Genomic DNA, 23,994 nt, shown 5'->3' on the forward strand with positions numbered 1-23,994 from the left:
GATTAATTCATTGGTCCCTACATTCAGCAGAAACCTATCGAGGCTTGCGCTTCCCTGCGCTATCAACGTTCTGCGCCATCGGCAACCCCTGCTTATCGCTTCAACTCGTCCTGCCACAGCGGGGATGACGCCAGCTGTTGGCATACCGTGTCGATAAATACCCGGGTATGCCGCCATCAAAGCGGTCTCTCCGCGGATGGCCGCGCGTGGAGAAGGCGCGATCCTGCTGACTGGCGGCATGTTTGCCACTCAGCCCCACACCATCAGTAACCCTCCCCGGCCGTCGCCAGGCGTCCGGGAGCCATCGCCCGGACGTGCGGAAGAAACGTCATCCATCGCTTGCTTTCCCTGTCACCTCGGATCAGGATACGACGATATTCATGGAGGCTATGTGATGAAATATTTTATCGGTATGGCGGTGACGTTATTGTTGAGCACGCCGGTGCTGGCGGCGGGCGAGCTTGAGATTAACCAGTCTCCCCTGACGCTGGTGTTGAGCGATCAGAATCAGGCACGGGTCTCTTCCTGTGCCGATTTCATTGCGCTGCGTAAAGCGGGAGAGACCGTCGATGCGCTGCCCGGGCTTTCCGACCCGGATGGCCGTGCGGCGGAAGCGGCGTTATTCTCCTGCTGGCTACAGGCCTACACCATCGATCATACGTTATTCCCCTCTGCTGCGCCGAAACCAACCCTGGCTGAGGTGGTTCAGCACTTTCCTGCCAGTGCGGCGTTTATCGTCAGCGATGACGAAAAGCAGGACGTCGCCAAAAACTATGTGGGGAAAACCATCGCCGACTATACCCCGGACCTGAAAGCCAGGGACGATCGTCTGGAATCAGCGGCCAGCGCCAGCGGTTATGTGCTGGATGAGTATTATGCGTTTACCGATAAGCAAGGGCATCAGCTCAACATTGTCGCTCTGGTGGGCTACGCCATCGGCGGTACGGCAAGCGTGAAAAGCTACTATCGCATCGATGACACGCACGCCCGCGTCTGGAGCGTCACCCTGCTCGATGAGAACAGCCCGTTATAAGCGAGGGTTCCCTCTGCGGCGCTACCGCAGAGGGTTTCCCGTTTACCTGGCCAGCCACTGACGCCAGCCGCCCCAGGCAGTGATCTCTGTGGCCGCGCCCAGCCCTCCGGCTTCGCAAATAAAGCCTGTCACCCAGCGGCCGTCGGCCAGCTCAATCTGTCCCAGCCCCAGCGGCGCGGGGATGGCGGCCAGCAGCGACCCCACCTCGGCGCTGGGGATCTCCCAGACTTCCACGGCTATCGCGTCCCCCTCTGGCTCGTCACGCACCATCGCCGGGCGCTTGCCATCCGGAAGGACATACAACCGATAGCGCGGCGCGCTGTGGGTCGCCTGCAGCAGCCTGCCGCCCCGCGCCAGCAATTGACCGTTCAGCGGCTGGCCGGACAGATGCGCGCCGCATACCGCGAGAGCCATCCGATCATGACCCGCGGGATGCGCAGGCGGCGGGCTTTCCAGCCGCGCGCCGCCTGCCAGCGGTAGCCGCTCCGCGCGCTGGAAGGCGTCGGCCAGGCTCAGCAAATACTGATCGGTAAAGGCCCGGCCAAACAACGTGACGCCGGAGGGAAGTCCGTCGGGCATAAACCCGCACGGCACGCTCACCGCCGCATAGTCCAGCAGGTTCATAAAGTTGGTGTAGTAGCCCAGGTCGGCATTGCGGGCGATGGGCTCCACCGCCAGCTCGTCGAGCGTTACCGGGCGCGGAACGGTTGGCGTCAGCACGCAGTCCAGCGTCTCGAGAATGGCATCGCACTGCGCTTTACACCCCTGCAGCTGATACATCGCCTTAAAAGTCGCCGTCGCGTCGATATCAGGCGCTTTCGCCAGCACATCGCGAATGACCGGCAGCACGGCATCCGGCTGCTGCTCAATCAGCGGGCCAGCCACCGCATAGCGTTCAGCAACCCATGGTCCGTCATATAGCAGGCGGGCGGCGGCCAGAAATGGCGCGAAATCGATCGCTACCGGCACGCCGCCGAGCGCCGTCAGCCGCTGCACGGCCTGGGCGAACAGCGCTTCGCTGACGCGGCAGCCGAGGAAGTTAAGCTCCCGCGGGACGCCAAAGCGAAACCCGGCGGACGGCCTGCCGAAGGCCTGACGGCTGTTCCACTGGGGATTGCGGCGGCTGTAGCTATCCTGCTGATCGGATCGGGCAACCAGCGCCAGCAGCTGGCTGGCCTCGTCGGCGGTGGCGCTGAAAAAGGTCACGCAGTCCAGCGTCCGGCAGGCAGGTACCACTCCAGCGGTAGAGATCACCCCTTTCGTCGCTTTCAGCCCCACCAGGTTATTCAGCCCGGCCGGGACGCGACCGCTGCCGGCGGTGTCGGTCCCCAGCGCGAAGCTTGCCACGCCCAGCGCTACCGCCAGCGCGGAGCCGGCGCTGGAGCCGCCGGAGGGATAAGCGGGATGGTACGCGTTGCGGCAGCGGCCATACGGCGAACGGGTCCCGTTCAGGCCGGTGGCAAACTGGTCGAGATTGGTTTTGCCCACCGGCACCGCCCCCAGGGCAATCAGCTGAGCGACAATGGTCGCGCTTTGCGTCGGCCGGTAAGCAAACGCCGGACAGGCAGCGGTGGTGACGATCTCCGCAAGGTCAATATTATCTTTGATCGCGAACGGCACCCCGTACAGCGGGAGCGTCTCTGGCGAATGGCCTTCCAGCGCCGCCAGAAACGGCGCCTGCTCCGCTTCGCTCAGGAGATGAATAAACAGATTAAACTCGGGATTCAGCGCTTCCGCCCGCTGGCGGATCGCCGCCAGCAGGGCGCGCGGGGTGGTGTTGCCGTTACGATAGTTCGCCGCCAGGGTCGCCAGGCGTAAATCAAACGTCTGCTGCATCATGCCTTCTCCTCAATAATCACTGCCACCCGCTGCCCGGCACGCACCGCGCTGCCTGGCTGCACATTGACCTGCTGAACCCTGCCATCGCACGGCGCCAACAGCGGGATCTCCATTTTCATCGACTCAAGCACCACCAGCACATCGCCGGCACGTACCTGGCGGCCCACCGCGGTCTGTACCTGCCACAGATTACCGGATACCGGGCTTTCCACCCCCTGCTCCCCCGGCTGCAGCGGCGCCTCGCCCGCCTCTTCTGTCACGCTCTCCTGACTGTCGAAATGAGCCTGGCCGCTGGCGATCCAGCGCTCGCGCTCGTCGTTAAACGCCCGCTGCTGATGGTCGCGAAATGCGCTAATGCTCTGCGCCTCGCGAGCGAGAAACTGCTGGTACTCCGCCAGCCGCAGCGTGCTGTGCTCGATGCGCAGCGGGTAGCGTCCGAGCGGGAAATCGCGGCGAATCTCCAGCAGTTCCTCCGCCGAGACCGGATAGAAACGCAACTGGTCGAAAAAGCGCAGCAGCCAGGGCTTGCCAGCAAAATCAGCCACCTCGTGATAGCGACTCCACATCTGCAGGGTGCGGCCGACAAACTGATAGCCGCCCGGGCCCTCCATGCCGTAGACGCACAGATACGCCCCGCCGATGCCCACCGAGTTTTCCGCCGTCCAGGTTCGCGCCGGGTTGTATTTGGTGGTGACCAGCCGATGGCGCGGATCAAGGGGGGTAGCCACCGGTGCGCCGAGATAGACATCGCCGAGCCCCATCACCAGATAGCTGGCGTCAAACACCGTTTGCCACACTGCCTGCTCATCCGGGAGATCGTTTATCCGGCGAATAAACTCGAGGTTGCTTGGGCACCAGGGGGCGTCCGGGCGGACGGTGGTCATATATTTGTCGATCGCCTTGCGGCAGGCGGGATCGTCCCAGGAGAGCGGGAGATGCACCACCCGTGTTGGCACCTGCAGATCGTCGCTCATGCAGACCGTGGCCCACTCCCCGCTGACCCACGCCAGCAAGTTCTCCAGCGCCAGCGTTTCCGGCTGGTAATGCAGCTGCAGGGAGCGGATCCCCGGTGTGATATCAATGATCCCTTCCCGGGCTTGCTCCTCAAGGGCCTGCATCAGGGCATGGATGCGAAAGCGCAGCACCAGATCCAGCTCCGCCTCACCGGCCTCCAGCAGCAGATGGGTATCGCCGGAGAGGCGCGCCACCAGGCGTTTGTCAGCGTTGCCGCAGGTCATCACCACCGGCGAGGTAAGCGGCACAGGCCGCCAGGCAACGTCCTGCGCCTGCAGAGTCGCCAGCTCCGCGCGACGGCCTGCCGCCAGCCGCCGGGCGGTGGGGACGTCCACCGCCACAAAGCGCACTTTATCCCCCGCCTTAAGCTGGCCCAGTTGCCAGAGATCGGCTTCGATCACCGTCACCGGGCAGACGAAGCCCCCGAGGCTTGGGCCGTCCGGCCCGAGGATCACCGGCATATCGCCGGTAAAATCCACCGCCCCCACGGCATAGGGGTTGTCATGAATATTCGACGGATGCAGCCCGGCTTCGCCGCCGCTGTCGCGGGCCCAGACCGGCTTGGGCCCGATCAGGCGCACGCCGGTGCGGCTGGAGTTAAAATGCACCTCCCAGTCGGTGGCAAAAAAGGTCGCCATATACGCCGGGGCAAAGAACTCCGGCGCGCCGTGGGGACCATAGATCACCCGCAGCGTTCGCACTGCCGCAAGCTCAGTGCGCAACCCTGCAGGAAGCGCCGCGCTTTCCGTGGTCTCAGCCGGAGGTGCAATATGCAGCACGTCGCCGGCGCGCAGCGCCCGTCCGCCGTGGCCGCCAAACTGACCGAGGGTAAAGGTGCTTTTACTGCCCAAATAATCCGGTACCTGAATACCGCCGCGCAGGCAAAGATAGCTTCTGACCCCAGGCCCGCTTATTGCCCCCAGCCTGAGGGTCGCCCCCGCCGGAATAGTGAATACGCAGTCCATCTCCTGGTCGACGCCGTCGAGCGTTACGGCCAGCGGCGCGCCGCAGACCACCGCCTGTACGGCGGTATTAAATTTCAGGGTGGGTCCGCTAAGGGTGATCTCCAGCGCAGCTTCGCCCTCGGCATTGCCCAGCAGACGGTTGCCCAGGCGCAGCGCCCGGTCATCCATCGGTCCCGAGGGCGGTACACCCACCGCCCAGTACCCCAGACGTCCCGGGTAGTCCTGGACGCTGGTCTGGGTGCCGGCGCTCAGAACCTCCACGGTATCGGCCCGGTAGCGCAACTGCTCCAGACAGCGGGTCCAGGGTTCTCCGGCAGTAAACGGCGCAAAGCTGAGGATCTGCTGCAGGTACTGGCGGTTGGTTTCGACGCCGTACAGGCGGGTCTCCGCCAGAGCCTGCGCCAGGCCGGCGATCGCCTCATCGCGGCTGGGGCGCCAGACGATAGCTTTCGCCAACAGCGGGTCGAAAAACGGCGGCACCTCACACCCGGCCTCCACCCAGCGATCGATGCGCAGGGTGGCGCCGTCCGCCGATGGAAACCAGACGTCGGTTAACATTCCGGGAGAAGGCTGAAACTGGCGGCCAGGATCTTCGGCGTAAATTCGCGCCTGAATAGCATGGCCCCGGGGCTGTAGCCCGGCGGCCAGCTCGCTCAGCGGCGGTAAATCCCCTGCCGCCAGGGCGATCATCCAGTGCACCAGGTCCACGCCCCACACCTGCTCCGTCACGCCGTGCTCCACCTGCAGCCGGGTATTGACCTCGAGGAAATAGAAACGCTGCGCCGCGCTGTCGTAGACAAACTCCACCGTCCCGGCGCTGCGGTAGTTCACTGCTTTTCCAAGGGCAATGGCCGCGCTACACAGCGCCTGCGCCATCCCGTCCGGCAGATTTGGCGCCGGGGTCTCTTCAATCACTTTCTGGTTACGTCGCTGCAGCGAGCAGTCGCGCACGCCGAGGGCGATAACTTCCCCCTTCCCGTCGCCGAAGATTTGCACCTCCAGATGGCGGGCGCGTTCGATATATTTTTCGAGAAACACCCCGGCGTCGCTGAAGTTGTTTTGCCCCAACCGCTGTACCGTGGCAAACGCCTCGCTCAGTTCGCGGGCGTCGCGGCAGACGCGCATGCCAATCCCTCCGCCGCCCGCCGTGCTCTTGAGCATCACCGGGTAGCCCACCGCCTCAGCCGCCCGGCAGGCTTCCTCACTGTCGGCCAGCAGTTCGCTGCCTTCCAGCAGCGGAACGCCTTCCGCCTTCGCCAGGGCGCGGGCGGTATGCTTCAGGCCGAAGGTTCGCAGCTGTTGCGGAGTCGGGCCAACAAACGCCAGTCCCGCCGCCTCACAGGCTTCGGCGAAGGCGGCGTTTTCCGACAGAAAGCCGTAACCGGGATGGATAGCGCGGGCGCCGCTCTGCAGCGCGGCGGCAATGATCTTCTCTACCATCAGATAGGTTTGCGCTGCCGGCCCCTCGCCAAGGCTGAGCGCCTCATCCGCTTCGCGGACGTGCAGACTGCTCAGGTCGGCTTCGGCGTAAACGGCGACGCCCTTCACCTGCATGGCGCGCAGGGTGCGCAGAATGCGGCAGGCAATCGCCCCGCGGTTAGCAATCAGTAAGGTATCAAACATAAGCGGAACTCACAGCGAAGCGGGTCGTCCCGCAACAATTCGTCTTCCCCTGAGGTCGTCCCCGGGAGAGCCGGCGCTTAAAGGTGGCGCGTCGGCGTGTGGTTCAGGCGGTCGGCGCGAACGGCGAACAGCCGAAAGGCCAGCAAACGCCAGCGCTGCCAGCGGGTCAGTTCCATACCAGCACCTCGGCTGGGGTCGGGTTCCAGCCGTTGCAGGGATTGTTGAGCTGCGGGCAGTTGGAGATCAGCACCATGGCGTTACACTCCGCGCGCAGTTCCACGTATTTTCCCGCCGCCGAGATGCCATCCTCGAAGGTCAGACCCCCCTCCGGCGTCACCGGCACGTTCATAAAGAAGTTAATGTTGGCGCCGATATCGCGTTTATGCAGACGGCCATCGTGCAGACAGGCGCAGAGAAAATTGTCCCGGCAGCTGTGCATATAGCGCTTGTCGAGAGCGTAGCGCACGGTGTTGCTCTCCTGGGCGCAGGCGCCGCCGAGGGTATCGTGCCGCCCGCAGGTATCGGCCACGATGGTCATCAGCGGATGACCAAGATTGGAATAGAGCACGCTGCCGGCGGTCAGGTAGGCGTTACCCTGGCGGCGCAGCGTGCGCTGCGCATCGTAGCGCTCGCGCGGGTTGTCGGCGTTGTAAAACAGGGTATCAATCGCCTGGTTGCCTTCGAGATCGAGCAGGCGCAGGGTTTGCCCTTTTTTTACCTCAAACAGCCACGGCTCCCCGGCGGGGATCACATGGCGATAGACGGCCTCTTCCGGGCGTCGGTTACTGGTGATAAGGGTCATAAACGCCTCCTTACAGGGCAAAAAGTTGGGTATTGCGGAACGCGCGCTGGTTCTCATCGCGGGTCAGGAGCGCCTGGGTGGCTGCGTCTTCATCGTCGGCCTGATACCAGCTCAGCTGCACCGGACGGGGGGCATACTCGGTGGCCGGATCCTGGGGATGCGGCAGCGCGGTGAGCACCAGCAGGACGTCCATCGGGGCATACAGTTCCACGTAATCCCCGGCGCGGCTGTTGCCGGAGACAAAGTGAAAGCGCCCCTGGTCATCGACGGTGACTTTGCTGAAGAAGTTGACCACCATCAGCAGATCTTCCAGACCGAGATCCCATTTACCCATCTCCACCAGCAGGTTATCGACGCCGTTGCGGTAGAAGCCATTGCGTAATTCCTGGTAGCGTCCGGCGCCATATTTGTCGTGCGTCTCTTCGGCGTTAAGGACCCCGCCGAACGGATCGTGCCAGCCGCAGCTGTCGGCGACGATCCCGGCGAGCACCCGGCCCATATCGGAGTAGAAACAGTGCCCGGCGGTCAGACGCGCGGTATGCTGCCCCTTGAGGGTATCCGGCAGGTTCAGGCGCTCACTTTTCTCATGGGGGTTGAGCATCATCATGCTGACGTTCGCCCCGCCGTCGATATCGGTCAGGCGCAGGATCTGCCCTTTGCGCAAAATCAGCGAGGTGTGCGCCCCGCCGGGAAGCTGCTCTTCGCGCAGGCTGGGGGTGGAGTGAAGCTGTTCAGTCATCAATTTATCTCCTTAATGCGTAAACGTTGGTGTCGCTACCGGCGGCCAGCTGTGCCATCCGCGCTTCATTGAGCGGGATGTCGTAGGTAATACGCGCTCCCCAGGCGTTGGGCGCCTGCGGGTCGATGCGCACTTTGTCGAACACCAGCAGCCTCGTGCCGAGGTTGAAGCCTTCCGCCAGGTCGTGGGTGACCATAAACACCGTCATGCGCGTTTCGCTCCACAGCTGGAGCAGCAGCGCATGCATATCCTTGCGAATGCCGGGATCCAGCGCGCCGAAGGGCTCGTCCAGCAGCAGCACCCGCGGCTGCATCACGAACACCTGGGCAATGGCCAGCCGCTGTTGCATCCCGCCCGAGAGCTGCGCCGGGTATTTATCCAGGGCGTGTCCCAGGCCCACTTTCTCCAGCATCCGCTGGGCCTGTTGCCGGGCCTCGCGCTTTCTGCCGCCAAACAGGCGCCCCAGCAGCGGGGACGCCGGCAGCTCCAGGCCGATGGCGACGTTATCCAGCACGTTGAGATGCGGAAACACCGAATAGCGCTGGAAGACCACACCACGACTGCGGTCCGGCTCCGCCGCCAGCGGCTGGCCGTCGAGCAGGATGGCACCACGGGTCGGTTTTTCCTGACCGAGCAGCAGGCGCAGAAAGGTCGATTTACCACAGCCGGACGCACCGACCATCGAGCAAAACTCGCCCTCTTTCACCTGCAGATTGATGCGCTCCAGCACCACGTGGTCGCCGTACTCCTGCCAGATGTTTTTGATGTCGATAAAACTCATCCCCGACCTCCTTCCGCCCACGGGAAACAGGCCTTGTGCAGCTGGCGCAGCGCCAGATCCATCAGCCATGCCAGCAAAGTGATCCAGATGACATAGGGAATAATCACGTCCATCGCCATATAGCGCCGCACCAGGAAAATGCGGTACCCCAGCCCGGCGGTGGCGGAGATGGCCTCGGCGGAGATGAGGAACAGCCATGCCGAGCCCAGCAGCAGGCGCAGGGAGGTAATCAGCCGCGACAGCAGCTGGGGAAGCACCACCCGCAGCACCAGGGTCCAGCTATTGGCGCCGAGGGTCTGCGCCTTAATAAACAGCTCCGCCGGGATCTCCTGCGCCCGCTGCTCCAGGTCGCGCGCCAGCATCGGCGTAATACCGATGACGATCAGCATCACTTTCGATAGCTCATCCAGGCCAAAGACGATAAACAGCACCGGCAGGATCGCCAGCGGCGGGATCATTGACACTACCGTCAGCAGCGGCGACAGCGCCGCGCGGTACATCGGGAAGACGCCGGCGGCGATGCCGATGCCGAGGCCGATCAGCGACGAGACGGCCAGGCCCGTCAGCAGACGGCTCAGGCTGATCAGCGTATCGGCCCACAGCAGATACTCGCCGCTGCGTTTGTCCGGGGTGAACGCCATCCGGTCAATGGCTGCCACCATCTGCGACAGGCCTGGCAGCAACTTGTCCTGCGGATTGGCTTCCAGCCGCACCGCCGATCCCATAAACCAGGCGGCGATCAGCACGACAAAAGGCAGCAGCATCAGCGTCAGGCGCATCCCCTTTTGGGGATAACGGTTAATGTGGCGCATGGCGTGGTCTCCCGGCGGCAATCATTAGAGCTGGCCCGCGGCGGCCAGCTTCAGGTAGCTGTCGTCAAAGCGCAGTTTGCGGTTGGCGGCATCGCCGAGGGTGACATTTCCCGGAAAGGTCATGCCGATAAAGTCCGCGCTCTGCGCCCCTTCACCCAGCAGGCCTTTATCGAACGAGAACTGCGCCACTCGCTGCATGGTTTTCGCCAGATCCGGCGAGGAGATAAACGCCAGGGTGTCGGCAGGCGTCCAGAACAGATGGGTGGTTTTCAGCTGCGCCTGGTAGCCGGCAAGATCGGTACCGGCGTCGGCGGCCATAGCGCTCAACGCCTGGCTATCCCCGGCCTTCATTTTGGCCATCATTTCAAACCAGGCGCCGGTCAGGGCTTTGCCCAGCGCGGGGTTATCTTTTAGGGTCTGGGTATTCACCACCATCATGTCGATAAGCTCGCCGGGCACCTGCGAGGAGCTAAACACTTCGCTGGTTTGCGGGGTCTTTTTGATAACCGACAGCTGTGGATTCCAGGCCACCGCCGCCCGCACGCCGCTGGTGCCGAAGGCCGAGACGATATCGGCATCGGAGGTATTCACCACCTTGACGTCTTTTTCCTGCAGCCCGGCTTTTTCCAGGCCGCGCACCAGCAGATAGTGGGATACCGACAGCTCCGGGAGATACACCGACATTCCTTTCAGGTCGCTGAGCTTTTTATCCGCCCCTTTGAGGACTACCCCGTCGTTACCGTCGGAGTAGCTGCCGGTGATCAGCGCCGTACTGTCGACACCGCCCGCCGCCGGGATCGTCAACGCGTCCATGTTGGTCATCGTGCAGCCGTCAAACTGCCCGGCGGTGTACTGGTTGATGGATTCGATGTAATCGTTGAGCTGAACGATATTGATTTTGATGCCGTATTTGCTGGCCCATTTATCAATGATCTTTTCATTGCTGATGGCGCCCCAGGGCATCCAGCCGGCGTAGATGGTCCAGCAGACGTTGAACTCTTTTTTGACGGCGGCAAAGGACGGGACGCTGGTCAGCAGCGTCAGCGACAGGACGAGTGAGCGGAGGAGCGGCGATGTTTTCATGGTGGACCTCTAGTTAGCACGAGAAACGGAGCAGCGCGACACCCAACGGTGCTGCTGTCTCCCGGGCTTTTATCCCGCCGTGTAACCTCGCCGAGGTCGCCAGCTCTCGGACCAGACGTTCACCGCGGTGAACCGGAACCCTAGCCAGCTATTGTGTGATCTGAATTGTCTGTTGCGCTGCTTTCTGCCGATGTTCTGGCAAGCACCATGCCAGGAGCCAGATAGCCGTTCCATCAGCGATTTACCGCCAACCGGGGCATCGCCTCCCAAAAATGGGGAGTAAAAGTGGGGCATTGCATGGCTTTGGTGCAGGAAAGATAAGCATGCCTTCCCGCATATCGGCGTGTTTCCCCGCGCACCGCAATCACGCATTTGCACCGCCTCAGTGCCGCTTGCTCACCATGCCGCATCCCTTCAGATCCCACCTCATCACATTAATATCTTGAATATAAATGATTATTTTAGGTGGCACGTTTAATGCTGTGCGCTTGTATACCGCGATGTGGACAAGATCGTATGCCGTATGGCCACAACACGTCGTCACTCTGCGGTCGCCACCTTCCCCTTTCCGTGAGGCATCCAGGGTGAATGCGTTTCACGGAAGTCTGTTAACTGAAAACGGAGAACAACATGACGACACTCAGCGAACCGTTGGTTACCCCGAAATATGGCAAATGGCGCCAGCTGGTGCTGGGCTTGATCTGTATGGCCGCCATCTCCAGCCCGCAATATGTCTGGACGCTGCTGACGAAACCCCTGGCCGCCAGGCTGGGCGTCGGTCTGCCCGAGCTGCAGGTCACCTTCTCGCTGCTGATCATCCTCCAGACCTTCTTTTCGCCCTTTCAGGGGCGGTTAGTGGAAAAATTTGGCCCACGGCGGCTGATCGCTATCGGCACGGTGATGGCCGGAATGAGCTGGGTGCTTTCTGCGCAGGTGAAGAGCCTGGCGACGCTGTGGCTGGTTTATGGCTGCATGGGCGGCCTCGGGACCGGGATCGTCTATATCGGCGTTGTCGGCCTGATGGTTAAATGGTTCCCAAGGCAGCGGGGTTTTGCCGCCGGCGCGGTGGCGGCGGGCTACGGGATGGGGGCGATCATAACCACTTTCCCCATCTCCCTGTCGCTGACCACTAACGGCCTTGAACACACGCTGACAACTTTCGGGATCCTTTTCGCCCTCGTCGGCTTCCTCGCCAGTCAGGGGCTGAAGCTGCCGCCGCCTGCTGTCTCCCTGCCCGTCAGCCAGACGGTGGCGCAGAGCAGCAGATCGTTTACCTCCCGGGAAATGCTGCGCCAGCCGCTGTTCTGGCTGATGTTTGCCATGATGGCGATGATGTCGACTTCCGGGCTGATGGTCACCTCGCAGATGGCGGTGTTCGCCGAGGACTTCGGCATTAGCCAGGCGGTGGTGTTTGGCATGGCGGCGCTGCCGCTGGCGTTAACGATAGACCGCTTCACCAACGGCTTAACCCGGCCGCTGTTTGGTTTTATTTCCGACCGCTTCGGCCGCGAGCAAACCATGTTTATCGCCTTTGCGCTGGAGGGAGTGGCGATGACGCTCTGGCTGGCGTGCCGGGAAGATCCGCTGCTGTTTGTCCTGCTCTCCGGGGTGGTGTTCTTTGGCTGGGGGGAGATCTTCTCGCTCTTCCCGTCGACGCTCACTGATACCTTTGGCAGCGAACATGCCGCCAGCAACTATGGCTGGCTGTATATTTCGCAGGGCATCGGGTCCATCTTCGGCGGCCCGCTGGCGGCTCTGCTCTATCAGTACACCCACGGCTGGCATGTGGTTTTCAGCTGCGCCATTGGTCTGGATTTTATCACCGCTGCCCTCGCGCTGTGGGTGCTAAAACCGTGGCGCGCGCGCTTTATCCGCCAACATAGCTGATCGCCCGGCCGGACAGAAGTGACGGCCATGCCGTCACTTCACTGATATTCGCTGCGCAGCAGCGCGTACAGATACTCATCGCCCCACTCGCCTTTAAAAAAGATATTCTGCCGGTAATGCGCCTCGCGACGAAAGCCCAGCCCTTCCAGAAGTTTGATCGCCCCGGTATTGCGAGTGTCTACCACCGCTATTAGCCGGTGATGGGCTAACTGCTCAAAGAGTAAGGCTATCACCGCCCTCATGGCTTCCCGGGCATACCCCTGATGCTGATATGCCGGGGAAAAGGTCATCCCAAGCTCGGCCTGTCTGCCCCGATCGAAAAAATGGATCCCCACATCTCCCGCCAGCGCACCGTTGGCCTGGATCGCTACGGCAAGCTGGAACCAGCTTTCATCCTCAGCAAAGGCCAGCGAACGCTGTTGTTCATAGAAGGCTGTCGCCTCTGCCATCCCGTAATGGCTCCAGCTCTGAAAGCGGGCCACTTCCGGCAGGTTGCGATAATGGCTGAAAGACGGCAGATCTTCCGTTCTGAACCGGCGCAGCAGCAGCCGGGGCGTGGTCAGGGGTAGCAACATCTCTTCTCTTCTTCCTGGTGAGCCGGGCAATAGCGCGTCATCTTAACCTGCGCAGCCTGGCGCTGCCAGGCTCATGGCGGAGCCTCATCCCAGCGATAGATTTGAGTGGTGGCCAGCGCCAGCATGGCGAAATCTTCCGGCGTATCGCCGTAGGCGAAGATCTCCTCGTAATCGGCCAGGGAGTAGTTCGCCAGGATACGCGCCTTTTTGGCCAGGCCGCTGCAGTCTCCCCCCTGATACTTTCCGGTCGCTGCCCCGTTTTGAAATTCCACTTCGCTGCACAGCAGCTCAAGATTATGCTGCTGGCACCACGGTCGAAGATAGACATCCAGCGAGGCTGAAACCACCACCACGGTGTCCCCTCTCGCCTGATGCCAGGCTATGCGCTGCATCGCGTTCTCCCGCAGTGTATGGGGAATAAATACCTGGCTATGATCGTTCCCGCGCTGCAGGATCTCAGGTTGCGATTTCCCGGCAAAAGCATAATGAAATACTTTTTGCCGGATGGCAGAGGCGGAAAGCCAGCCCATTTTCCAGGCGAGAATATACGGCAACAGCCGCAATTTGCCCTGACGAATGGCTTTCGCATCGAGGGACTGATAAATAAAAGGGGTAAACGTATCTTCGTGGGTGATCGTGCCATCGAAGTCAAAAAAGGCAATGTTCTTCTTCATCCTTGTAACCTTATACAGACACACCGGCGCCGCTAAGGTGCGGCTGATTTACTTTTTCCCCGCCTGGCGGCAATATCCGGCATAATGCACCGCTGTCGCAGGACGGCCGTGTCTCCGGCCGTTGTGACAGCGAACCAGTCGACAGGAAAACGCATGAAGCCAAAACAAGCGGACATTCTCCGCCACGCCAGCGCGCTGTTTAATCGCGAAGGATATCAGTCCCCCAGCATCGAGCGGATTGCTGAGCATGCCGGCATCTCCAAAATGACCTTCTACCGCTACTATGCCGATAAAGAGGCGCTCATTCTGGCTATCCTCCGGCAAAAAGAGAGCGAGTTTATGCAGGATCTGACGCAGATCACCGCGGATAAAGCCACCGCGCGGGAGAAGCTGTTCGCCGTGTTCGACTACTATCAGTGCTGGTTGACCTGCGAAACGTTCCACGGCTGCATGTTCACCCGCGCGCTGTTCGAATATGGCGCGTCATCGCCGGCGATCCGGGAGCAGTGCTCCCGGTTCAAGTCGCGCCTGTGGCAGTTTTTCCGCGATATCCTGACTCTGGTATTAAAACCAGAGCCTGCCGAACGGGTCGCTATGATGATGGTGATGCTCATCGATGGCGCCATCGCCGCCCAGCAGGCCGAGTCCGCCGAATGCCGGGAGATCCCGCCGGGGACGACCGCCTGGAGCGCGGCCAAAGCGCTTATCTACTCAGAAGGCGGTACGCTGTGAGATGATGCGCTGCCGTCCAGCGACTGCAGCGCCGCCAGCAGGCCATCATAGTAATCGTTGCAGGTTTGCAGGCGCAGCGCGGCGCCAAAGTAGACCTCCTCCATCGCCGCCGGATGTTTTTTGCCAATCGGCACAATCACATTGTTCAGCCAACCGTCCGCATGGCCGATATCGACCGTGATATGTTCGGCATAGTAATGCACGTCGCGATCGGAAAGCCCAATCCGCCGACAGCCCGCCACCAGTTTTTCATACTGCGGCGGGTCGAGCAGTTCGGTCATCGCCATCACCCCCAGCGATTTGTAGTAATGCTGACGATTTACGCCGCCGACCATAAAGGCGTTATACCCGGCCAGCCCCTGCCACTCGTACAGATGGGCAAAATGGTTGTCCGGTAAGGCGATATTCCGCCGCTTCAGTAAATCCTTATACAGATTGACGTGGGTGATCTCAGTGCTGCCCTGACCTATCTCATCCCACAGATTCTGCGCAATCTCGGCGCGGGTTTCCGGCAACGAGCCCACCAGCCCCATCGCCACCAGATCGAAGAAAAGCAGATTCAGCGCGCTGTCGCTTTTGAAGAAATAGTCGATCTGCGCGGCGGAGGCCTCGCTGGCAAGGAAATCGAACAGCGGATGATGAGACGCCGGGTGCTGCTGGCATAGAGCGCGCAGTTCGTCGACGATATTGCCGGCATTGAGCACCGGTCTCTGGCGATGGAAACGTTTGCTTTCCGCCCGCAGCCACTCAGACTCAATGTAATTTCGGATCCCGGAGAGCAGTGGATGAAACTGATTGGCAGCCGCCGGCGAGAGCGGGTCGGCAAGCCAGGACTGATAGAGGACGAACAGCGCATGGTGCGCGCGCTTTTTGGCCTGCGGGTCGTCAGCGGAGAAGGCGCGGATGCAGATATTCTCAGCCAGATGCCAGGCTCTGTCGGCGACCTGCGGATTGGCCGTCAACTTCAGCGACAGCGCGTTACTGTGCAGAAGCTGGTCAATTAACTCATCCAGCGCCAGCCTGGCCATCACCGCGGTTTGGTCACGACCAATGACCTCATTGTCGGTATTATGCATGAATTTATCCCTGTGAAATGCATGGCGACTATACGGTATAGTACCGCTCACAATGCGGCAACGTAAATTTCATTCATATTACTAACATTCTGTTTGTTAAGGAATTTAAACAAAACAAACAAAAACCACTAAAATATTATTGATATTATAAAAATAATAACGTTACCATCCAGTACAGTGACAAACGACACAAGGAATCACTATGCCCTATCTGTTACTGACGCTGGCCGCCCTGTTCTGGGGGGGGAATTACGTTGTCGGTCACGTGCTGGTTCAGGGCGTGGATCCGATCCTGATGACCGAAGCGCGGTGGGCGCTGACGGCGCTGCTGCTGGGCCTGCTCTACCGCCGGCAGATTGCCGACAGTCGTCACCTGCTGCGGGAAAACGCCCCGGCGGTGCTGGTGCTCACCCTGTGCGGTCAGGTCAGTTTCCCGCTCACGCTCTATATCGGTCTGCAAACTACCTCCGCCCTCAACGCCGCCATCTATATGTCCGCCACGCCGAGCATGGTGCTGCTGATTAACCGGCTGATTTTTCGCGACCCGGTATCGGCCCGCAACTGGCTGGGGGTGGTCTTCAGCACTCTTGGGGTGATGATCCTCTTATTCCAGGGGGATCCGCTGCATGCCGCCTCGCTGCATACCTTTTCCGTCGGCGATTTGTGGGCGATGGGTTCGGCGCTGAGCTGGGCGCTCTATTGTTCGCTGTTACGTCTGAAGGACCGCCGCATCCCGGCGAATGGCTTTGTCGCCGTCAGCTCGCTGCTCGGCGCCCTGCTCCTGCTGCCAATCGTCGCCTTCTGGCTGATGCGCCACCCGGCGCAGGACTGGACCGCCTGGCGTGAGCCGTTTTTCCTCAGCGGTTTGGCTTATCTGGTGATTTTCCCGTCGTGGCTGGCCTATCTTTTCTGGAATAAAGGTATCGCTACGATTGGCGCCACGCGGGGGGAGATTTACACCCATATCATCCCGCTCTCCGGCGGGGTGTTGAGCATCCTCTTCCTGCATACCCAGCCCCATGCCTGGCACCTGTTCAGCGCGCTGTTCATTATGCTGGGGATTGGCATCTGCTCGCTGGAGAAACGCCAGGCGGCGACGGTTCGCCTGCGCGGTTAGCTTGTCTGCCGGGCGTCTGACAACGCCCGGCGTCAGCACTTAACGGCTGGTGGAGAGCGGCTGGTGAGGCGCCGTCCCGGCGGGTTGCGTCATCCGGCCTTCACGGCCAAAGAAGGTCAGAATGGTAATGACGATCGCCACCGTCCCGGCCACCAGGGCCATCGCCAGGCCGTAGTTATGCCCGTGGTGCTGGGCAATGGAGGCCTGCAGGGTGGCATTCACCGAGGCCAGCAGATTCCCCAACTGATAGACGAAGCCGGGCAACACTGCCCGGGTGTTGGCCGGAACCAGTTCGTTGAGCCAGGTAGGGATCACCCCCCAGGCGCCCTGCACCATAAACTGCATCAGAAACGCCCCGGCCCCCAGCGCCAGCGAGCCGCTGGCGAAAGCCCACAGCGGGATCACCGGCAGCGCCAGCAGGGCGGCGCTCATAATCGCTTTGCGCCGGCCAATCTTCTCCGACAGCGAGCCGAAGAAAACCCCGCCGATGATCGAGGCGATGTTGTAGCACACCGCGATAATGCTGACCGTTTTAGGCTCGAAGCCGTGCTGGACTTTCAAAAAGACCGGGTAGAGATCCTGCGTCCCGTGGGAGAAGAAGTTAAAGGCCGCCATCAGCACCACCAGGTACAGGCACAGCTTCCAGTGGCTACGCAACACCGGCAGCAGAGCCGTGCTCGCTTTACTCTGCCGTGCCGCCAGCCAGACCGGGGACTCCTCGACGCAGAAATAGATAAACGGCAACAGCAGCACCGGGGCGGCGCCAATGACAAACATCCCGCGCCAGCCGAGCTGTGTAAACAACAGCCCGTAGGCCACGGCCGCCAGCAGATAGCCGAAAGGATACCCCGCCTGGAACAGACCGGACATCAGGCCGCGCGAGCGGTCAGGGATCGTCTCCATCGCCAGCGACGAAGCCACGCCCCAGATCCCGCCCATCGCCACGCCGTACAGTACCCGCAGCAGAAAAAACAGCATCAACGACGGCGCCGCGGCGGAGAGCAGCTCAAAGGCGGAGAAGAAAACGATGTTGAGCATCAGGATCGGTTTGCGGCCAAACTTTTCCGCCGCCCTGCCGAAGATCAGCGCGCCGACAGGTCGCACGGCAAGGGTCAGCAGAATCGCCAGGGTGACCTCTTCAAGGTCGACGTGAAACGAGTGGGCGATATCGCTCAGTAAAAAAACCAACAGGAAAAAGTCGAAAGCATCGAGCGTCCAGCTTAAAAAACTGGCGATCGCCGCGTTGCGCTGTCGTGAAGTCCAGCCGTGCATCTTGTCATCCCTATCCCGACGGCGTTGCCGGGAGCTTGCGCGGCGTCCGGCAGAGCAGGCTGGTGCCACCGCTTGTGTAAATTGTTTGTATAGAAAGTTGCTCTTTTGTTAATTACACCCCTTTTCCAGCCGGCGGCAAGTTTATTAGCACGCTAATTTGTTTCAAATTGCGTGCGACGGCCCACCGGTTCGCTAATTTTCGACCAGAATTAAGGACAGGCTGGCTTCAGTGCACTGCCCCAGATGCCGCATCCACCCACAGGAAGGGAGAGAATCATGAAGAGAATCGCCATCGTCGGCGCCGGGCCGACGGGGATTTACACCTTGTATGAACTGGTGAAGCGTGGTGAGCCGCTATCGATCGCGCTGTTTGAAAAAGAGGCGCAGGCCGGGGTGGGTATGCCCTATAGCGACGATAATACCGCTGCGCAGATGCTGGCCAATATTGCCAGCATTGAGATCCCCCCTATTGACCTGACCTATCTGCAATGGCTGCAGCAGCAGAGCGACGACTGGCTGGCGGCGCGCGGTCTTGAACGGCAGGCTCTGCATGAGCGCCAGTTTCTGCCGCGGGTGATCCTCGGCGAGTACTACCGCGACCGCTTTCTATATCTTGTGCAACGGGCCAGAGACGCCGGCTTCGTGGTGAGCGTCTGCGAGTCCTGTGAGGTCACAGATATTGCGGTGCAGCCCGTCGGGATCGCCATCCACACCGACGGCGCGGCACAGCCGGTAATGGTCGATCTGGTGGTGATTGCCACCGGCCATTTGTGGCCTGAAGAAGAACGCGCCAGCCGGCAGTACTTCCCCAGTCCGTGGACCGGCCTGATGGAGGCCCGCATCGCCCCCTGTCGGGTCGGGATCCTCGGGACCTCCTTAAGCGCGATTGATGCCGCCGTGGCGGTGGTGGCCCGCCACGGCGTTTTCCATACTGAGCACGACAAAACCACCCATTTTTCCCTGCATCCCGGCAGCGACGCGCTGGAGATCACGCTGATGTCACGTAACGGCGTGCTGCCGGAGGCCGATTTTTACTGCCCGATCCCGTGGGAGCCGCTGGAGATCGCCACCCCCGCCGCCCTTGAGGCGGCCGTCGCTGAGGGCAGCGACGGCCTGCTGGATCGGGTGTTCCAGCTGATCGTCCATGAGCTGGAATATGCCGCCCCGGCCTGGTGCGAGGCGACGGGGCTGCGCCAGCTGACGCCTGACAGCATCGCCGACGCCTGGTTTGCTGACCGTCTCACCCATGACCCGTTCCAGTGGGCGCAGCACAATCTGCAGGAGGTGGAGCGCAATAAGCGTGAGCGCCACACGGTGCCCTGGCGCTATGCCATTCTCCGCCTGCACGAGGCGATTGAAACCGTGGTGCCGCAGCTCAACGACGAGGACAGCCGTCGCTTCCGCCAGGGGCTCGCCCGCGTGTTTATTGATAACTACGCTGCGATCCCGCCGGAGTCCATTCGCCGGCTGCTGGCTCTGCACCGGGCGGGCATTCTGCGAATTGTGGCGCTGGGTGAGAATTACGAGCTGCAGCGCGAGTCTGACCGGACGCTGATTGTCCATCATCAGCAGCGCTGTGAATTCGATGTCTTTATCGATGCCCGCGGACAGAAAGCATTGAAAACCCGGGATCTGCCCTTTCCTTCACTGCGCCAGCAGCTGCTGGCCTGCGGCGACGCTATTCCTGACGTTGGCGATGACTACACGCTGCAGGCGCCGGAGGCCGTGCGCGGCCGGGTCGCCTTCGGCGCTCTTCCCTGGCTGATGCACGATCGCCCCTTTGTCCAGGGGCTGACGGCCAGCGCCGAGATTGGCAGCGCAATGGCCCGCGCGGTCTCACAGCAGGCAACTGGCCGGCGGCGTCGTCTCTGGTTTATCGAATAGCAGGACGTTTAAACGCAATATCCGAATAAAGGGGGGCCAGCAGGCGTGCTATAAACAGTGGCTGTTCGCCCCCGTGCAAGACCACGTCTAACATTTACGAGGTACTCATGAGTCATCTTTTTAGCGCGACGCGTATTGGTCAGTTGACGCTGGATAACCGTATCGTTATCGCCCCCATGTGTCAGTATTCTGCCGACGAGGGGAAGGCAACCTCCTGGCACCGGATCCACCTCGGGCAGCTGGCGTTCTCCGGCGCCGGCCTGTTAATTCTGGAAGCCACGGCAGTAGAGCCGGCGGGACGTATCTCGCCTGGGGATCTGGGGCTGTGGGATGATGAAACCGAAAACGCCCTGCGTGCCGTGGTGGAGGATATCCGGGCCTGGTCACCGATCCCTCTGGGGATCCAGCTGGGGCATGCCGGGCGCAAGGCCTCCTGCGCGGCCCCCTGGCAGGGTGGCCATCAGCTGGCGCTCAACCAGGGCGGCTGGCAGAACGTCGCCCCCTCCGCGGTGGCGTTTCACGACGGCGACCGCGCCCCGGCCGAGCTGAGCCATGCCGATCTGGCACGCATCAAAGCGGCCTTTGTCGCCAGCGCGTTGCGCGCCCAACGCCTGGGCTTTGAGCTGATTGAGCTGCACGCCGCTCACGGCTATCTGCTGCACCAGTTTCTTTCACCGCTCAGCAATCAGCGCCGTGACGAGTATGGCGGTTCGCTGGAAAACCGAATGCGCTATCCGCTGGAAGTGTTTAAGGCAATCCGCGAGGCGGTGGGCAACGCCATGGCGGTGGGCGTCAGGTTGTCGGCGACCGACTGGGTTGAAGGCGGCTGGGACGGCGAGCAGTCCATTCAGTTCAGCCAGCAGCTGGAAGCGCTGGGCAGCGACTATATCCATGTCTCCAGCGGCGGTTTGTCGCCGCAGCAGGCCATCACCGTCGGGCCGGGCTACCAGTTGCCTTTCGCCCGCGACATTCGCGAGCAGGTAGCCATCCCGGTGATTGGCGTAGGGCTGATCACCGACCCGCAGCAGGCGGAAGCGGCGCTGGAGAATGGCGATGCCGACCTGATCGCCCTCGCCCGCGCGGTGCTCTACGATCCGCACTGGCCATGGCACGCTGCCGCCAGCCTCGGCGCCCAGGTTCGCGTTCCTTCGCAATATCTGCGCTCCGAGCCACACGGCCTGAAAGGCACCCTGCTGCCAAACCGTTGAACCCGCGGCGGGCATAAAAAAGGGGTATCGTAAGATACCCCTCAGCAGGATGTTATTGCGGTCCATATGCCGGGCGGCGTCGTCTTGCCCGGCCTATAAAAGGGTGATGCCCGGTCATTGCGCAGCCAACCCGCCCCCTGCGTAGGCCCGCGCAAGCGCAGCGCCGCCGGGCAATCTATCAGGCTCCGCTCCCTATATTTCCGGGCGACGGCCCGGCAAACACCGCGAGTTACTGCTGGGCGGGCGGTGGCGTGGTGTTCTGTTTATCCTTCGCGATACTGTCCTGAATGGCTTTGGTTTTGCTCGCCGCTTCCGCCGAAAGCTGATTGGCGTCACCGATGGCGTTGTCTTTAATCTGACCCGCCTCTTTGACTATGCGGTCACTTTCCTGCTTTGCGTTCTGCTTCACCGCATCGGCCTGGGCTTTCGCCTGCTGGGCGATGGCATCCGCTTTCTTGTCCGCCTCCGCCTTGATGGCGCTGGCCTGATCCTTCAGACGATCGGCCTCGGCGTCGGCCTGGCTTTTCAGCGTATCGATTTGCTTATCCGCATCCTGCTTAATCGCCTGGGCTTTGTCCGCCGCGGCATCCTTCATCTGCTCCGCATTATCTTTGGCCTTATCCAGTTTGTTATCCACTTTCGACGCATCGTCGCAGCCAAACAGGGTCAGGCAAAGGGCGGAAGCAAGCAGTGTTTTATTCCAGAGTTTCATCAGCATTCCCTTACAGGTTGAGTCATTATCCAGCCTTGTGATTTATTGCCTTAATAGCATTCACATTTTATATATAAACGCTCAGCCACCAGAGTCAAGGCGACACCGGTCGATCCAGCGTCGCCACCAGCCCCTGTAGCCACTCGGCAAACACCCGCACCTTATGCGAGAGATGCCGGTGCGGATAGAGCAGCGACAGTGGCCGACGCGGCGCCGGGAAGTCCGGCAGAATTTCTACCAGCTCCCCACTGTCGATATAGGGTTGTAGAAAGAATCGCATTCCCTGCAGCATGCCCAGCCCTGCCAGCCCGGCGGCGGTAAAAACTTCTGAGTTGTCCAGCACCAGTTTACCGGGGATGGCGATCTGCCTGATGCCCTCCGGGGTCTGGAATCGCCAGGGCATAATCTGTCGGCTGCTGCTGTTTACCCAGTTCACCGCCAGGTGCGACTGCAGTTCCTCCAGCGTGGCGGGCGCTCCATAGCGAGCCAGATACGCAGGACTCGCGCAGGTGGTTAACGCCACCTCCCCCAGCGAGCGCGCCACATAGTCGCCATCCTCCAGATCCCCCACCCGCAGCAGACAATCCAGGCCATCGCGCAGCATATCCCGGCGCACATCGGAGCTACTGAGGACAATTTCCACTTCCGGATGGGCCTGATAAAAATCCGCCAGATGCGGGATCACCAGCAGCCGCGCAAAAGCGATTGGCATATCGACGCGTAGCTGGCCGCGGATCGGCCGGTCCGGCGCGAACGACTCCAGCAGATCGTCGGCCTGGGAGAGCAGCGGTTTACTGCGCCGATAAAACTCTTCTCCTTCCGGCGTGAGATACAGGCGGCGGGTAGTGCGCTGCAGCAACCTGACACCGCTCTCCCGCTCCAGCTGCTGCAGCGCTTTGGTCACCGCCGGCCGGTGGATCTGCAAATTTTCCGCCGCCTGGGCAAAGCTACCGGCGTCGACGATTTCAATAAAGATTTTAATATTTTCAAACAGATTCATCTGCATAACGGCTCGCTCCCCGTCTCTTCGCCTGCCTCAATTATTACCAATTTAATAACAGTGATGAAAGTTTTTGCTCATTTTTTAAAACAATAAAGGCGCCTACACTGCCCTCATTGCCGCATCGCTGGGGCGAAGAAATTGATAACTCATTAACGTACAAGGAAAAATATCATGCAAACTAACCGTGTGGCCCGCATTTTGGGTATTGAAAAACCGGTAGTCCAGGGCCCGCTCTCCTGGCTGACCGATGCTCGTCTGGTGGCGGCCGTCGGCAACGCCGGTGGTCTCGGGGTGCTGGGCCCGAACGCCGGCCTGACGGCGGCAACCGCCGTCTCCACGCCGGAGGCGACGGCAGAGAAAATGCGCGAAGAGATCCGCAAAACCAAACAGCTGACCGAGAAACCCTTTGGCGTCAACCTGATCCCGACGGCGGAAAACGACATCTGGACGCCGGCGATCCTTCCGGTGATCAAAGAGGAAGGCGTTAAGGTGGTGGTCTACACCGGCTACGGAGACGGTTCGTTAAAACCGGCGCTGTTCGATGAGCTGAAAACCGCCGGGATCACCATTATCTACCGCGATATTAACCCGACGCCGGAGAACAGCCGTCGCGCGGAGCAGGCCGGAGCGGACATCATCGTCGCCACCGGCTTTGACGAAGGCGGCACGCTGCCGGCTACCGCAATGGGGACCTTCACTATCGTCCCGCTGATCGTTGACGCTGTTCAGCGGGTTCCGGTGATGGCCGCGGGGGGCATCACCGACGCCCGGGGAGCGCGCGCTGCTCACGCCCTCGGCGCGGAAGGCGTCTTCGCCGGTTCGGTATTCATCAGCACCGTCGAAAGTCGCGTTCCCGACTCGGTGAAAGCGAAAATTCTCGCCGCCAACGGCCTGGATCTGCGGCTGTTTCGTACGCTGCCGGACTACTACCGCGCCCTGCCTGGCAAACTGAGCGACAAGCTGGTGGCCATGGACCGGGCCGGAGCCTCAAAGGCCGAGCTGGCCCAGGCGATGGGCGGTCTGCGCGGAATGCGGCTGGGCATGCTGGAGGGGAATACCGATGAGGGGTATATCTCGCTGGGGGCGGGGATCGGCAACATCCATGCCATCGCCTCCGTCGCCGAGGTAGTCAACCAGCTGGCGGTGTGAAGCCGCCAGCCGGG

The 23,994-nt window shown here is 61.3% G+C and carries 20 protein-coding genes and 1 riboswitch; of the genes, 7 read left to right on the forward strand and 13 right to left on the reverse strand.

All coding sequences use genetic code 11. From position 1 onward, the window contains the following. Positions 1 to 394 precede the first annotated feature (394 nt). Positions 395 to 1,033 carry a hypothetical protein gene (locus MKS11_RS04965; protein WP_012968198.1) on the forward strand — a complete coding sequence of 213 codons (639 nt, stop codon included), beginning with the start codon at positions 395 to 397 and terminating at the stop codon, positions 1,031 to 1,033. A 42-nt stretch (positions 1,034 to 1,075) separates the two neighbouring features. Here the strand turns inward: MKS11_RS04965 and atzF are convergent, their stop codons facing one another. From atzF to MKS11_RS05000, 7 genes are all read right to left on the reverse strand, one after another. After that, on the reverse strand, positions 1,076 to 2,872 hold the full coding sequence (gene atzF / locus MKS11_RS04970; protein WP_284109427.1) for an allophanate hydrolase: 1,797 nt from the start codon (positions 2,870 to 2,872) through the stop codon (positions 1,076 to 1,078). Further along, positions 2,869 to 6,474 carry an urea carboxylase gene (gene uca / locus MKS11_RS04975; protein ID WP_087771752.1) on the reverse strand — a complete coding sequence of 1,202 codons (3,606 nt, stop codon included), beginning with the start codon at positions 6,472 to 6,474 and terminating at the stop codon, positions 2,869 to 2,871. Before uca ends, atzF begins: the two co-directional genes overlap by 4 nt. A 166-nt stretch (positions 6,475 to 6,640) precedes the next feature. Next, positions 6,641 to 7,276 carry an urea amidolyase associated protein UAAP2 gene (locus MKS11_RS04980; protein ID WP_017900291.1) on the reverse strand — a complete coding sequence of 212 codons (636 nt, stop codon included), beginning with the start codon at positions 7,274 to 7,276 and terminating at the stop codon, positions 6,641 to 6,643. A gap of 10 nt (positions 7,277 to 7,286) precedes the next feature. After that, complete coding sequence (locus MKS11_RS04985) at positions 7,287 to 8,015, reverse strand: urea amidolyase associated protein UAAP1 (RefSeq protein ID WP_087771753.1); 729 nt, start codon at positions 8,013 to 8,015, stop codon at positions 7,287 to 7,289. Between the two features lie 4 nt (positions 8,016 to 8,019). Continuing rightward, a complete protein-coding gene (locus MKS11_RS04990) occupies positions 8,020 to 8,796 on the reverse strand; it encodes an ABC transporter ATP-binding protein (protein ID WP_284109428.1) in 777 nt (258 codons plus the stop codon). Next, positions 8,793 to 9,608, reverse strand: a complete 816-nt coding sequence (locus MKS11_RS04995) for an ABC transporter permease (protein WP_023318280.1) — start codon at positions 9,606 to 9,608, stop codon at positions 8,793 to 8,795. Before MKS11_RS04995 ends, MKS11_RS04990 begins: the two co-directional genes overlap by 4 nt. 24 nt (positions 9,609 to 9,632) lie before the next feature. Next, positions 9,633 to 10,691 (reverse strand): putative urea ABC transporter substrate-binding protein, encoded by a 1,059-nt coding sequence (locus MKS11_RS05000; protein WP_048324232.1) that lies wholly within the window; start codon positions 10,689 to 10,691, stop codon positions 9,633 to 9,635. Between the two features lie 56 nt (positions 10,692 to 10,747). Beyond that, a riboswitch (guanidine-I (ykkC/yxkD leader) is annotated at positions 10,748 to 10,846 on the reverse strand. A gap of 475 nt (positions 10,847 to 11,321) precedes the next feature. On the opposite strand from MKS11_RS05000, the gene oxlT reads away from it, so the two are divergent. Beyond that, entirely contained in the window at positions 11,322 to 12,578 is a 1,257-nt protein-coding gene (gene oxlT / locus MKS11_RS05005) for an oxalate/formate MFS antiporter (RefSeq protein WP_064177819.1), read from the forward strand. Positions 12,579 to 12,616: 38 nt separating this feature from the next. Here oxlT and MKS11_RS05010 read toward each other — a convergent pair whose 3' ends face one another. Further along, a complete protein-coding gene (locus MKS11_RS05010; RefSeq protein WP_057215306.1) occupies positions 12,617 to 13,153 on the reverse strand; it encodes a GNAT family N-acetyltransferase in 537 nt (178 codons plus the stop codon). Between the two features lie 71 nt (positions 13,154 to 13,224). Continuing rightward, on the reverse strand, positions 13,225 to 13,827 hold the full coding sequence (locus tag MKS11_RS05015; protein WP_023318284.1) for an HAD-IB family hydrolase: 603 nt from the start codon (positions 13,825 to 13,827) through the stop codon (positions 13,225 to 13,227). A gap of 153 nt (positions 13,828 to 13,980) precedes the next feature. Between MKS11_RS05015 and MKS11_RS05020 the strand changes: the two genes are divergently transcribed. Then, the gene (locus MKS11_RS05020) at positions 13,981 to 14,559 is read left to right on the forward strand and encodes a TetR/AcrR family transcriptional regulator (protein ID WP_004205853.1); all 579 of its coding nucleotides are present in this window, start codon (positions 13,981 to 13,983) and stop codon (positions 14,557 to 14,559) included. Here MKS11_RS05020 and MKS11_RS05025 read toward each other — a convergent pair. After that, on the reverse strand, positions 14,535 to 15,635 hold the full coding sequence (locus MKS11_RS05025) for an iron-containing redox enzyme family protein (protein WP_087771754.1): 1,101 nt from the start codon (positions 15,633 to 15,635) through the stop codon (positions 14,535 to 14,537). The genes MKS11_RS05020 and MKS11_RS05025 overlap by 25 nt on opposite strands. A gap of 202 nt (positions 15,636 to 15,837) precedes the next feature. Here MKS11_RS05025 and MKS11_RS05030 point away from each other — a divergent pair, with 202 nt between their 5' ends. Beyond that, the gene (locus MKS11_RS05030; protein ID WP_032456073.1) at positions 15,838 to 16,752 is read left to right on the forward strand and encodes a DMT family transporter; all 915 of its coding nucleotides are present in this window, start codon (positions 15,838 to 15,840) and stop codon (positions 16,750 to 16,752) included. 39 nt (positions 16,753 to 16,791) lie between these two features. Here the strand turns inward: MKS11_RS05030 and MKS11_RS05035 are convergent, their stop codons facing one another. Beyond that, positions 16,792 to 18,024, reverse strand: coding sequence for an MFS transporter (locus MKS11_RS05035; protein ID WP_004205848.1), 1,233 nt, complete (start codon positions 18,022 to 18,024; stop codon positions 16,792 to 16,794). Between the two features lie 276 nt (positions 18,025 to 18,300). Here MKS11_RS05035 and MKS11_RS05040 point away from each other — a divergent pair, with 276 nt between their 5' ends. Together MKS11_RS05040 and MKS11_RS05045 are read left to right on the forward strand one after the other, a co-directional pair. Further along, positions 18,301 to 19,908 (forward strand): FAD-NAD(P)-binding protein, encoded by a 1,608-nt coding sequence (locus tag MKS11_RS05040; RefSeq protein WP_087771755.1) that lies wholly within the window; start codon positions 18,301 to 18,303, stop codon positions 19,906 to 19,908. A 107-nt stretch (positions 19,909 to 20,015) separates the two neighbouring features. Then, on the forward strand, positions 20,016 to 21,116 hold the full coding sequence (locus MKS11_RS05045) for an NADH:flavin oxidoreductase/NADH oxidase (RefSeq protein WP_087771756.1): 1,101 nt from the start codon (positions 20,016 to 20,018) through the stop codon (positions 21,114 to 21,116). Between the two features lie 229 nt (positions 21,117 to 21,345). On the opposite strand, the gene MKS11_RS05050 is transcribed toward MKS11_RS05045, so the two are convergent. Both MKS11_RS05050 and MKS11_RS05055 read right to left on the reverse strand, forming a co-directional pair. Continuing rightward, positions 21,346 to 21,834, reverse strand: coding sequence for a hypothetical protein (locus MKS11_RS05050; RefSeq protein WP_004205841.1), 489 nt, complete (start codon positions 21,832 to 21,834; stop codon positions 21,346 to 21,348). 88 nt (positions 21,835 to 21,922) lie between these two features. Beyond that, positions 21,923 to 22,828 (reverse strand): LysR family transcriptional regulator, encoded by a 906-nt coding sequence (locus MKS11_RS05055; RefSeq protein WP_072206860.1) that lies wholly within the window; start codon positions 22,826 to 22,828, stop codon positions 21,923 to 21,925. A gap of 174 nt (positions 22,829 to 23,002) precedes the next feature. On the opposite strand from MKS11_RS05055, the gene MKS11_RS05060 reads away from it, so the two are divergent. Then, positions 23,003 to 23,980: a nitronate monooxygenase family protein gene (locus MKS11_RS05060; protein ID WP_017900276.1), complete on the forward strand. Its 978-nt coding sequence runs from the start codon at positions 23,003 to 23,005 to the stop codon at positions 23,978 to 23,980. Positions 23,981 to 23,994: the final 14 nt, after the last annotated feature.

Origin of the sequence: Klebsiella sp. K5-45 (genome assembly GCF_030128605.1) — a bacterium.
Lineage (GTDB): Bacteria > Pseudomonadota > Gammaproteobacteria > Enterobacterales > Enterobacteriaceae > Klebsiella > Klebsiella quasipneumoniae.